Genomic DNA, 12,124 nt, shown 5'->3' with positions numbered 1-12,124 from the left:
GATCTTATCAGTATAGCAGACAGGCACGTTTCCTGCAATTCAAACATAAAATAAAGAAAAATCCCCTTTGAGGTGCCGCTTTTCTTGGAACCCTTTTTAAAACCACTGTCTGCACAGGAAGAAAAAAGCTGTCTGGATGCGTATCAGAGGGGCGATACAAAAGCCAGAGACATTCTGGTCGAGCGGAATCTGCGCCTGGTCGCGCACGTTGTGAAAAAGTATCAGGGCCTGCCCGATGATCTCGACGATCTGATTTCCATTGGAACGATCGGCCTCATCAAGGCGGTGATGACATATGATTCGAAAAAAGGAAACCGGCTGGCCGCATACGCCGCCCGCTGTATTGATAATGAGCTGCTGATGTATCTTCGGAGCAAAAAGAAAACGGCACGGGAGATTTCCCTCTACGAGCCGATCGGAACCGACAAGGAGGGAAATGAGATCCATCTGCTCGACATCGTGGAGGGCGGCGGGGAGGATATCGCGGAACAGTACAACCGGAAAGAGGACGCGGTGCGGCTGTATTGTTATCTGGATTCGGAATTAAAAGAGCAGGAAAAACAGGTGCTTCTTCTCCGGTACGGCCTTGGCGGAAAAGCAGAATACACACAGAAACAGGTCGCTGCCCGGCTCGGCATCAGCCGTTCGTACGTGTCGCGGATCGAGAAGAATGCAATTGAAAAGTTGCGGTTACGGTTTGCCGCTTCGTAAATGCTTGACATTTCAAACGGACTGCTTCTATAATAAAGGGTAAGGAAATCAGGTGCAGAAAAGGTTTCCTTATCCTTACTTTTTCGAACAAAAATCAAAGATAATATCTTCCCGGTGTTCTTGCCGGACATTTTCCCAAAATGAAAAATAAATAGGAACTATACGACCTGCTACTGAAAGAAAAGGAGGTTTTCTTTGTATTGCAGTGTATTATCAGCCACCGTCTCGGGCATGGAGATGATTCCGGTGCAGGTGGAGGCGGATGTCAGTGACGGCATGCCGCAGTTTACGATGGTCGGCTACGTGAGTGCCCAGGTAAAGGAGGCGCAGGACCGCGTGCGGACAGCCCTCAAAAACATGGGAATTTCCCTGCCGCCGAAACGAATTACGATTAATTTATCCCCGGCGGACGTCCGAAAAGAAGGATCGCGTTTCGATCTTCCGATTGCAGCGGGCGTTCTGATGACGCTCGGCCGGATTCCGCCCGGGTCACTCCGGAAAACGATGGTGCTCGGCGAACTCGGCCTTGACGGCCATGTGCAGGAGATCAGCGGTGTATTTCCGGCAGCGGCGAAGGCGCGGGAGCTTGGATGTACAACGCTTCTTGTTCCAGCCGGAAATGCCGCGGAAGGGGGTCTGGTCGGCGGGCTTCACGTCGTTGGAATCCAGAATTTACAGGAGCTTTTGAACTACTGCTGTGAAGGGAAAATGCCGTCGCTTCCGTCTATAGAAAATCAAAAGAAGGAGGACGGAAAAGAGGCGGACTTTTCCGAAGTGCAGGGCCAGACGGCGGCGCGGCGGGCGGCGCTCATCGCTGCGGCCGGATTTCACAATCTGCTGATGCTGGGGCCGCCGGGCAGCGGAAAATCCATGATCGCAAGGCGGATTCCGACGATCATGCCTCCGATGTCTGAGGAGGAGCAGATGGAAGTAACGCGGATCTACAGCATCGCCGGAATGCTTGCCAAAGGAGAGGGTGTCCGCCGGGAGCGGCCCTTCCGTGCTCCGCATCACACAATATCGCCGCAGGCTCTTGCAGGCGGCGGAAAACAGCCGTCCCCGGGCGAAATTACGCTGGCACACCGCGGCGTTCTCTTCCTTGATGAACTCCCGGAGATGACGCGCACAACCATTGAGATCCTGCGCCAGCCGCTCGAGGAGCACCGGATTGTGATTTCCCGTGTCAGCGGAAACTATGTGTTCCCGGCGTCATTTCTGATGGTGGCGGCAATGAACCCCTGCCCCTGCGGCTTTTACCCCGACTTATCGCGCTGTACCTGCGCACCCGGCGACATCAGCCGGTATCTCTCGAGAGTCAGCCAGCCGTTCCTCGACCGCATGGATCTCTGCGTGCAGGTGGAAGCACTTTCCTACGAGGATCTGCACGGCGAGGAGCGGTGCGAATCCTCGGCCAAGATGCGGGAAAAAGCGACGGCAGCGGCGGAAATTCAGGCGGCGCGCTACCGGCAGGAGTCGATTCATTTCAATAGCGAACTGAAAGCAGGCCAGATCGAGAAATACTGTATCCTGGAAAAGGCAGCGGAAGAGCTTTTAGAGGATGCCTTCCGCCGCCTGCGCCTCAGCGCGCGTTCCTACCACGGGATTATCCGCACCGCGCGGACAATTGCGGATCTGGACGGGGCGGTCAAAATCGGCGTGCCGCATATCAGCGAGGCGATCTGCTTTCGGAGCGCCGACAAAAGTATATGGAGGATCTGACGTATGGCGATGGAAATTTTTACAGTCGGCCGCGGGCAGGAGGGCTATCCGGAGCGGCTTATGCCGTTCGCGGACATGCCGTCCCGCCTTTTCGTGCGGGGCGCGCTGCCGGCGGATGAGCAGAAAACAGCGGCGATTGTGGGCGCGCGGATATGTACGGCGTACGGAAAGAGCCAGGCGGCCTTTTTCGCGCAGGTGCTGGCGGCAAACGGCGTGGCGGTGATCAGCGGACTGGCGTGCGGAATCGACGCGGCGGCGCACGAGGGGGCACTGCGCGGAAAGGGAAAGACGTTTGCCGTGCTTGGCTGCGGTGTGGATATCTGCTATCCGAAACAGAATTACCCGCTGATGCGGCGGATGCTGGAAAACGGAGGCGGTGTCTTAAGCGAATTTCCTCCGGGCGCAGAGCCGCTTCCGTGGCATTTCCCGATCCGCAACCGCGTGATCAGTGCGCTGGCAGATGTCGTTCTGGTAATTGAGGCAAAAGAGAAGAGCGGCTCGCTCATTACGGCGGACTACGCGCTGGAGCAGGGAAAAACGGTATTTGCCCTGCCCGGACGGACAACGGATGCGACAAGCCGCGGCTGCAACCGCCTGATCGCGCAGGGAGCGGAAATTGCGATTTCACCCGAAACGATTCTCGAGGAGCTGGGCGTGAAAAAGGCCGGAACAAAAAGAGCCGCACCGCGTCCGCGCTATGGAAAAGAGGCGGAAATGGTTCTGAAAACACTCGCGGCAGAACCGCAGAATCTTGCACAGCTTGCCGGCAGCACCGGAATCCCGCTGCAGGAGCTGACCGGCATTCTGCTGGCACTCGAAATTGACGGCGTTATTGCGGAAAATCCGCCGGGCGTGTACATGGCGTTATCGTAAAAGGGACGAGGAAAAGAAAGGTTTTGTGATATTCCGCCCGGTGCACAATTATAATAGAAGAAAAAGAAAAAAGGGGGCTCTTCTGCGCCGCGTGCATGTCTGAAAAAGGAAAAAGAAAAGAAAAAAATCAGGAAAAATCGTTAAAAAATAGAAAAAATCCTGTTATTTTGTCGGGAAACATCGAAAAATGGTACATTTTAAAAATGGAAAACACTTGCAAGAAAAAACTTTTTGGTGTATAGTCAGTGGAAGTTACGACTAATTTAGGAATTATTCTGGAATTTGTAATGATGCAGAACTATGCGATATGAAAAACGCAATATAGATCTGGACAGTTATAAAAATATGTATTCAGGAGGCATCAGAGGTGGCAAAATATCTTGTAATAGTGGAATCACCGGCAAAAGTCAAGACGGTGAAAAAGTATCTCGGGGCAAATTACGAAGTTGCAGCATCTATGGGCCATGTGCGCGATCTGCCGAAAAGCCGGCTTGGAATTGATGTAGAACATGACTTTGAACCAAAATATATCACCATCCGCGGAAAAGGAGAGCTTCTGGCATCTCTTCGAAAAGCCGCAAAAAAAGCAGATAAAGTTTATCTCGCAACTGACCCTGACCGCGAGGGAGAGGCAATTTCCTGGCATCTGTCGATTGCGCTGAATCTCGATGAGAACAAGATGCGCCGCATCACCTTCAACGAGATCACAAAATCAGCAGTCAAAGCGTCGATCAAACAGGCACGCGACATCGATATGAACCTGGTGGACGAGCAGCAGGCGCGCCGCTGCCTCGACCGTATGGTAGGTTATGAAATCAGCCCATTGTTATGGAAGAAAATCAAACGCGGACTTTCCGCCGGCCGTGTGCAGTCCGTTGCACTGCGCATCATCGGCGACCGCGAGGATGAGATCAATGCGTTCATTCCGAAAGAATACTGGACACTGGAAGCAGATCTGAAAATTCCGGGCGAGAAGAAACCGCTCGTCGCAAAATTCCACGGCAAAGGCAGTGAAAAGATGGCGATCGAGACGAAAGAGCAGCTCGATGAAATCTTAAAGGGACTGGAAAATGAGACCTTTACCGTATCCGAAGTGAAAAAAGGAGAGCGTTCCAAGAAAGCACCGCTTCCGTTCACCACGAGTACCCTGCAGCAGGAAGCATCGAAGGTGCTGAACTTCTCCACGCAGAAGACGATGCGTCTGGCGCAGCAGCTCTACGAGGGCGTGGAAGTAAAAGGAAAGGGAACGATCGCTCTGATTTCCTATCTGCGTACCGATTCTACACGAATCAGCGAGGAGGCCGATGCGGCAGCACGTTCCTTTATCCAGGAGCAGTACGGCACAAAATATACCGCAAGCGGGGACACGACGGAGAATAAAAACAGCAAGGCACAGGATGCGCACGAGGCCATCCGTCCGACCGATGTGACGAATACACCGGTAATGGTAAAAGAATCCCTGCCAAGAGATCTGTTCCGCCTGTATCAGCTGATCTGGAAACGCTTTGTGGCAAGCCGCATGCAGCCAGCCGTCTATGAGACAATTTCCGCACGGATCAATGCAGGAGAGTATCTCTTTACAGCAGCTTCCTCCCGTCTGGCATTTGATGGTTTCATGTCCGTTTACACCGATCCGGATGAGGAAAAGAAAGAGAAAAACGCCGCTGTCCGGAGCCTGGAGGCAGGAACAGAGCTGGCACTGGAAAAGATGGATCCGCAGCAGCACTTCACACAGCCGCCGGCACACTACACCGAGGCATCCCTTGTCAAAATGCTTGAGGAACTCGGCATCGGCCGTCCAAGTACGTATGCGCCGACCATCACAACGATCATCAACCGCCGTTACGTGGCAAAGGAGAACAAGAACCTTTACATGACAGAGCTCGGCGAGGTGGTCAACAACATGATGAAAGAGGCATTCCCGAGCATCGTGGATGTCAACTTTACGGCAACGATGGAAGCTCTGCTCGACAGGGTTGGAGATGGCAGTGTTCCGTGGAAGACAGTAGTCGAGAACTTCTGGCCGGATCTCTATGAGGCGGTCACAGAGGCAGAAAAGAACCTCGAAGAAGTTAAGGTAGAGGATGAGGTGACGGATGTCATCTGCGAGAACTGCGGCCGCAACATGGTGGTCAAATACGGCCCGCACGGAAAATTCCTCGCCTGCCCGGGATTCCCGGACTGCAAGAACACGAAGCCGTATCTGGAAAAGATCGGTGTTCCGTGTCCGAAGTGCGGAAAAGAAGTGATCCTGCGCAAGACGAAAAAAGGACGGAAATATTATGGATGCGAAAACAATCCGGAATGCGATTTCATGTCCTGGCAGAAACCGTCTGCCAAGAAATGCCCGCAGTGCGGCGGCTATATGCTGGAAAAAGGCAATAAGCTGGTCTGCGCGGACGAGCAGTGCGGCTATGTAGAAGCACGCGAAAAGAAAGACGAAGACTGAGAATGACAAAGCGGTCTGTACTGGTGAAAAACTGGTGCAGGCCGTTTTTTTTGCTTATCGAGGCGGAAAAACAGGAAGATCCGAAAAAATTTAGCATGAATTTTTATAAAATTTATAGTTTTCTGAAAAATATATTGATTTCCGGAAAACTACATGATAGAATGAGCTTAGTTTTAAGGGTTGTCTGAAAAAGGCATCAGTGTGCATTTTTTTCGGCGGATACGTCAAAAAAATGCAGAAAATAAAGAAAGGAGAAGAACATGAGCGTACAACTGCTGGATAAAACCAGAAAAATCAACAAACTGCTTCATAACAATCACTCCACGAAGGTCGTGTTCAACGATATCTGTGAAGTCCTGATGGAAACGTTAAGTTCCAATATCCTGGTGATCAGTAAAAAAGGAAAAGTGCTGGGCATCAGCCTTTGCCCGGGCGTGGAAGAAATTACGGAGCTGATCGAGGATAAGGTGGGCGGTTATGTCGATGCCGCATTAAACGAGCGTCTCCTCGGCGTACTCTCCACAAAAGAGAACGTCAATTTACAGACCCTCGGCTTTGAGCGGCCTGGTGTAGAGCGCTACACCGCAATTATCTGCCCGATCGAGATCGCCGGAGAACGCCTTGGTACCGTATTTATGTACCGCTGCACCCCGCAGTACGATATCGACGATATCATCGTCAGTGAGTACGGCACAACCGTTGTCGGACTGGAAATGATGCGTTCCGTCAACGAGGAAAATGTGGAGGAAAACCGCAAGGTTCAGGTGGTTAAATCCGCATTCAACACGTTGTCCTTCTCCGAACTGGAAGCCATCATCCATATCTTTGATGAACTGAACGGGGATGAGGGCATTCTGGTTGCAAGCAAAATTGCAGACCGCGTCGGCATCACAAGATCCGTCATCGTAAATGCCCTCCGCAAATTCGAGAGCGCAGGCGTCATCGAGTCCCGTTCCAGCGGTATGAAGGGAACGTATATCAAGGTATTAAATGATTATATCTTTGATGAACTCGACGAGATCAAAGCAAGAAAGAACCTGAAAGGAAAGGGCGATGCCCATCCGGACGAGGCGAAAAAATAAAAAAGTGGAATGTAGAAAAGAATCGGAGCCGTTTAAGAATGGCGCCGTTTCTTTTTGTGCAAAAAAGCATTCGGTGAGCGGAAAAAAATGGTATCATTCCCGTTTTTAGGAATAAACTATAATTAGATTCTAAAGAGAGTATAAAATATGAAAAAATTGCCAAAATAAGAAAAAACGAGGAAATAAGAGAAATTAAGAGTTATCACGAGAGAAAAAAAGAGAATTACAAAATTCATGCATTTGCGAAATGAGGTGGAAAACACTATAGTAAGAACCATCAAGTAGCACTCGAATGAACTGAGTGCTAATAAATAAAACTGAATGAAATCTTGAAGGAGGAAACATAAATGAAGTTAGTACCTTTAGGTGACAGAGTTGTATTAAAAGAGTTAAAAGCAGAGGAAACCACAAAATCCGGTATCGTACTTCCGGGACAGGCACAGGAGAAACCGCAGCAGGCTGAGGTTATCGCAGTAGGACCTGGAAAAGTAGAAGACGGCAAAGAAGTAAAAATGGAAGTTGCAGTCGGAGATCAGGTAATCTATTCCAAATATGCAGGAACCAACGTCAAACTGGAAGACGAAGAGTACATCATCGTAAAACAGGATGACATTCTGGCAGTTGTAAAATAAAGAATAATCAAGTAAAAATCAGGAGGCATGATAATCATGGCAAAAGAGATTAAATATGGAGCAGAGGCAAGAAACGCTCTTCAGAATGGTGTAAACCAGCTTGCAGATACCGTACGTGTAACCCTTGGACCGAAAGGAAGAAACGTTGTTCTGGACAAACAGTACGGCGCTCCGCTCATCACAAACGATGGTGTTACGATTGCAAAAGAGATCGAGCTGGCAGACGGCTTTGAAAACATGGGCGCACAGCTCATCAAAGAAGTTGCTGCAAAGACCAACGACGTAGCAGGTGATGGTACCACAACCGCAACCGTTCTGGCACAGGCTATGGTAAACGAAGGAATGAAAAACCTGGCAGCAGGTGCGAACCCGATCGTTCTTCGTAAGGGAATGAAGAAAGCAACCGATAAAGCTGTTCAGATCCTTGCAGAGATGAGCCAGCCGGTAGCAGGCAAAGAGCAGATTGCAAAAGTTGCAGCTGTTTCTTCCGGAAGCGAAGAAGTAGGCCAGATGGTAGCTGACGCTATGGAAAAAGTTTCCAAAGACGGCGTTATCACCATCGAGGAGTCCAAGACCATGCAGAACGAGCTGGAGCTGGTAGAAGGTATGCAGTTCGACCGTGGATATATCTCCGCTTACATGTGCACCGATATGGAGAAAATGGAAGCCGTTCTCGACAATCCATATATCCTGATTACCGATAAGAAACTGTCCAACATTCAGGAAGTTCTTCCGCTGCTGGAGCAGATCGTACAGAGCGGCGCAAGACTGCTGATCATCGCTGAGGACGTAGAGGGCGAGGCTCTCCAGACACTCGTGATCAACAAACTGCGCGGAACCTTCAACGTAGTAGCTGTCAAAGCACCGGGATACGGCGACAGAAGAAAAGCAATGCTCGAGGATATCGCAATCCTGACCGGCGGCCAGGTGATCTCCGAGGAAGTTGGTCTGGAATTAAAAGACGCTACTCTGGAAATGCTCGGACGTGCAAAATCTGTTAAAGTTCAGAAAGAGAACACCGTTATCGTTGACGGTGCCGGCGCAAAAGATGCCATCGCAGCAAGAATCGGCCAGATCAGATCCCAGATCGAGGAGACCACTTCTGAGTTCGATAAAGAGAAACTGCAGGAGAGACTGGCTAAAATGGCAGGCGGCGTAGCTGTGATCCGTGTAGGTGCAGCAACCGAGACCGAGATGAAAGAAGAAAAACTTCGTATGGAGGATGCTTTAAATGCAACGAGAGCAGCCGTAGAAGAGGGTATCATCGCAGGCGGCGGTTCTGCATACATCCATGTAACAACACAGCTTGCAGAGCTGATTGACAGCCTGGACGGCGACGAGAAGATCGGTGCAAGAATCGTACAGAAAGCACTCGAGGCTCCTCTGTTCCACATCGTAACAAACGCAGGTCTGGAAGGCGCTGTTGTGATCAACAAAGTAAAAGAGTCCAAAGTAGGTGTTGGATTTGATGCATACAACGAAGAGTATGTAGACATGATCCAGGCTGGTATCCTTGATCCGGTTAAGGTTACCAGAAGCGCACTGCAGAACGCTACCAGCGTTTCCGCAACCCTGCTGACCACCGAGTCCGTAGTTTCCACCATCAAAGAGCCGGCTCCGGCTATGCCGGCAGGCGCAGACGGCGGAATGGGAATGATGTAATTTCCGGGATAAAAATGTCTGGTAAAACAAAATAAGAAAACCGGCTGGCAAAGACCGTAGCGGAACATGGGTTCCGAAGTCCTGTCTTTGCCGGCCGGTTTTTTAGTGGAAAGTTTTTCTTCCATTTCGCATGGCTCTGAATCGTTACAAAAAATTTCAGAAAGTTTTCATGCTTTCGCCGGGCGGCGTATATGGACGCTTCCGGCGTTTTATGCTATACTGATTTGTAGGATGTTGGGGGAAATACAACAAAGGAGAAGAAACACACATGGCAAGTCGTTATGAATCCGACATGACAAGGAAGGAGAAGATGCAGCTCGAAAAAGAGAAGCTGTCGAAAATGAATTTTAAAGAGAAACTGGCCTATATCTGGGAATACTACAAGGCTGTCATTTTCGGCATCATCGCTGTTATCTTCATCATCGGCACGATTGTGAATATCCATGAAAATGCGAAGTATTATGACCTCGTGAGCATTGCCGTAGTGGATTACGCAGGACTGCAGGATGTAAGTCCGATCGAGGAGGACCTAAAAGAAGCGCTCGGAACCGGAGATAAGTACGAAAAGGTAAGCATCGATACGAGCTACAGCTTCGGTGAAAACCTGGAAAACGCGGATTACAACACGCTGATGAAATTCACAGCCGTGATTGCCGCACAGAGCATGGATGCTCTGATCTGTTCACAGGCCGTGTACGACAACTACAGCAAAGACGATTATTTTCTGGATCTGTCCACACTGTTTGACGAAGCGACGTGTGAGAAGTACGGGATAAAGGCGGGAGATACCTGCCTCGACATTTCCAAATTGAAAAAGTACCAGGATATGGGCCTTACGTACTATGAGCCGTGTTATCTGACCGTGTTGGTCAATACAAAGAACGCGGACAATGTAGCAAAACTGATCGAATATCTTGAGGAGGATGGAGTAAATGAGTGATCTTTACACAGAAGTGCTGGTGAAAAAACAGCAGACAGGAAAAGACAAGGTGATCAAAGGAGTTCTGATCTTCTTTACCGTTCTTTTTGCAGCCGCAGGAATTATGATGAATCCGCTGATTCTGCTTCTTGCGCTGGTACTTGGAATCGTAGACTATATTTTTATCCCGAAGCTTTCGGTAGAGTTTGAGTATCTGTACGTCAACGGCGAGCTCGACATCGACCGTATCTATTCGCAGTCAAGAAGAAAAAGAGCCGCAAGCTATGAGCTTTCCAACATGGAAATCCTGGCTCCGTACCAGTCCCATCAGCTTGATTCCTACAAAAAAAACCAGAGTATCAAACGTTACAACTATTCCTCCGGAATCGAAGGACAGGGCCACAAACCGTATGCATTTGTGATCTCCAAGGACAACACAATGCAGATGGTGATCTTCGAACCGGATGAAGTGATGTTAAAAGATATCCGCAACCGCGCACCAAGAAAAGTATTTATGGATTGACAGCTTTTTTGTTTTGTGTTAAATTAGGTGATAAATCAAAAAGACTTAAGAAGAAAGGAAGATAAGAAAATGGGTACAATTATTGGTGATGGTATTACCTTCGATGATGTGCTTCTGGTTCCGCAGTATTCTGAAGTAACCCCAAACATGGTAGATCTGACTACGCATCTGACCAAGAAGATCAAGCTGAACATCCCGATGATGAGCGCCGGCATGGATACGGTTACAGAACACCGTATGGCAATTGCCATGGCACGTCAGGGAGGAATCGGTATTATTCACAAGAATATGTCGATTGAGCAGCAGGCAGAAGAAGTAGACAAAGTAAAACGTTCTGAGAACGGTGTTATCACCGATCCGTTCTATCTGTCTCCGGAGCACACCCTGGAAGATGCCAATAATCTGATGGCAAAATTCCGTATTTCCGGTGTCCCGATTACCGAGAACGGAAAACTGGTTGGTATTATTACAAACCGTGATTTGAAGTTTGAAACTGATTTCACCAAGAAAATCAAAGAGTCCATGACCAGCGAAAACCTGATCACTGCAAAAGTAGGCGTTACGCTGGACGAGGCAAAAGCAATACTTGCAAAATCCAGAAAAGAAAAACTTCCGATTGTCGATGACGATTTCAACCTCAAAGGTCTGATCACCATCAAAGATATCGAGAAAACCATCAAGTACCCATTGTCCGCCAAGGATGAGCAGGGACGTCTGCTCTGCGGTGCCGCAGTCGGCATCACGGCAAACGTGCTCGATCGTGTCGATGCGCTGGTAAAAGCACACGTAGACGTGATCGTCATCGACTCCGCTCACGGACATTCCGCAAATATCTTCAAAACACTTCGTCTCATCAAAGAGCATTATCCGGATCTGCAGGTAATCGCCGGAAACGTGGCAACCGCAGAGGCAACAAGAGACCTGATCGCAGCCGGAGCAGACGCTGTTAAAGTCGGTATCGGACCTGGTTCTATCTGTACGACCCGTGTCGTTGCAGGTATCGGTGTACCGCAGATCACAGCCGTTATGGACTGCTATGCGGAAGCAAAGAAAACCGGAACTCCGATCATCGCCGACGGCGGTATCAAGTACTCCGGAGACATGACAAAGGCTATCGCAGCCGGTGCCAATGTCTGCATGATGGGAAGCATCTTCGCAGGATGCGATGAGAGCCCGGGAGATTTCGAACTGTTCCAGGGAAGAAAATACAAAGTATACCGTGGAATGGGATCCATCGCAGCCATGGAGAACGGAAGCAAAGACCGTTACTTCCAGACCGGCGCCAAGAAACTGGTTCCGGAAGGTGTGGAAGGCCGTGTGGCATACAAGGGTCTTGTAGAGGATACCGTATTCCAGCTGATCGGCGGACTTCGTTCCGGCATGGGCTACTGTGGAGCAAAAGATGTTGAGACCTTAAAGGAGACTGGAAAATTCGTGAAGATTTCTGCAGCATCCTTAAAAGAGTCCCATCCGCATGATATCCACATTACCAAAGAGGCTCCGAACTACAGCGTGGACGATAAATAAGAATAAAAAGTCGCAAAAGGCAGAAGG

Annotated in this window: 10 protein-coding genes; all 10 read left to right on the top strand. The window is 49.6% G+C overall.

Annotation, left to right across the window (positions count from 1 at the left end; translation table 11 throughout):
- Positions 1–84: 84 nt before the first annotated feature.
- Complete coding sequence (sigK, locus tag DWW13_RS05965; RefSeq protein ID WP_022462180.1) at positions 85–711, top strand: RNA polymerase sporulation sigma factor SigK; 627 nt, start codon at positions 85–87, stop codon at positions 709–711.
- Between the two features lie 195 nt (positions 712–906).
- The gene (locus DWW13_RS05960) at positions 907–2,430 is read left to right on the top strand and encodes a YifB family Mg chelatase-like AAA ATPase (protein ID WP_118719546.1); all 1,524 of its coding nucleotides are present in this window, start codon (positions 907–909) and stop codon (positions 2,428–2,430) included.
- Between the two features lie 3 nt (positions 2,431–2,433).
- Positions 2,434–3,303, top strand: a complete 870-nt coding sequence (gene dprA, locus DWW13_RS05955; RefSeq protein ID WP_022462182.1) for a DNA-processing protein DprA — start codon at positions 2,434–2,436, stop codon at positions 3,301–3,303.
- A 367-nt stretch (positions 3,304–3,670) separates the two neighbouring features.
- Positions 3,671–5,752 carry a type I DNA topoisomerase gene (topA, locus tag DWW13_RS05950; protein ID WP_055227381.1) on the top strand — a complete coding sequence of 694 codons (2,082 nt, stop codon included), beginning with the start codon at positions 3,671–3,673 and terminating at the stop codon, positions 5,750–5,752.
- A 260-nt stretch (positions 5,753–6,012) separates the two neighbouring features.
- Positions 6,013–6,834, top strand: coding sequence for a GTP-sensing pleiotropic transcriptional regulator CodY (gene codY / locus DWW13_RS05940; RefSeq protein ID WP_022462184.1), 822 nt, complete (start codon positions 6,013–6,015; stop codon positions 6,832–6,834).
- 347 nt (positions 6,835–7,181) lie between these two features.
- Complete coding sequence (gene groES / locus DWW13_RS05935) at positions 7,182–7,466, top strand: co-chaperone GroES (protein WP_022462185.1); 285 nt, start codon at positions 7,182–7,184, stop codon at positions 7,464–7,466.
- Between the two features lie 36 nt (positions 7,467–7,502).
- Positions 7,503–9,128 carry a chaperonin GroEL gene (gene groL, locus DWW13_RS05930; RefSeq protein ID WP_022462186.1) on the top strand — a complete coding sequence of 542 codons (1,626 nt, stop codon included), beginning with the start codon at positions 7,503–7,505 and terminating at the stop codon, positions 9,126–9,128.
- A gap of 268 nt (positions 9,129–9,396) precedes the next feature.
- The gene (locus tag DWW13_RS05925) at positions 9,397–10,068 is read left to right on the top strand and encodes a hypothetical protein (RefSeq protein ID WP_118719544.1); all 672 of its coding nucleotides are present in this window, start codon (positions 9,397–9,399) and stop codon (positions 10,066–10,068) included.
- Entirely contained in the window at positions 10,061–10,570 is a 510-nt protein-coding gene (locus tag DWW13_RS05920; protein WP_118719542.1) for a DUF6106 family protein, read from the top strand. Before DWW13_RS05925 ends, DWW13_RS05920 begins: the two co-directional genes overlap by 8 nt.
- A 69-nt stretch (positions 10,571–10,639) precedes the next feature.
- Positions 10,640–12,097 (top strand): IMP dehydrogenase, encoded by a 1,458-nt coding sequence (guaB, locus tag DWW13_RS05915; RefSeq protein WP_055218584.1) that lies wholly within the window; start codon positions 10,640–10,642, stop codon positions 12,095–12,097.
- Positions 12,098–12,124: the final 27 nt, after the last annotated feature.

The organism is Blautia sp. AF14-40, from assembly GCF_003479665.1.
GTDB classification, from domain to species: domain Bacteria; phylum Bacillota; class Clostridia; order Lachnospirales; family Lachnospiraceae; genus Fusicatenibacter; species Fusicatenibacter saccharivorans.
The sequence above is the reverse complement of the archived record's forward strand: the minus strand, read 5'-3'. Positions and strand labels throughout refer to the sequence as shown.

Bases quoted from the DNA above. Each gene is read 5' to 3' on its own strand.
- dprA (WP_022462182.1), top strand. From the start codon at position 2,434: ATGGCGATGGAAATTTTTACAGTCGGCCGCGGGCAGGAGGGCTATCCG.
- codY (WP_022462184.1), top strand. From the start codon at position 6,013: ATGAGCGTACAACTGCTGGATAAAACCAGAAAAATCAACAAACTGCTT.
- groES (WP_022462185.1), top strand. From the start codon at position 7,182: ATGAAGTTAGTACCTTTAGGTGACAGAGTTGTATTAAAAGAGTTAAAA.
- groL (WP_022462186.1), top strand. From the start codon at position 7,503: ATGGCAAAAGAGATTAAATATGGAGCAGAGGCAAGAAACGCTCTTCAG.
- DWW13_RS05925 (WP_118719544.1), top strand. From the start codon at position 9,397: ATGGCAAGTCGTTATGAATCCGACATGACAAGGAAGGAGAAGATGCAG.
- DWW13_RS05920 (WP_118719542.1), top strand. From the start codon at position 10,061: ATGAGTGATCTTTACACAGAAGTGCTGGTGAAAAAACAGCAGACAGGA.
- guaB (WP_055218584.1), top strand. From the start codon at position 10,640: ATGGGTACAATTATTGGTGATGGTATTACCTTCGATGATGTGCTTCTG.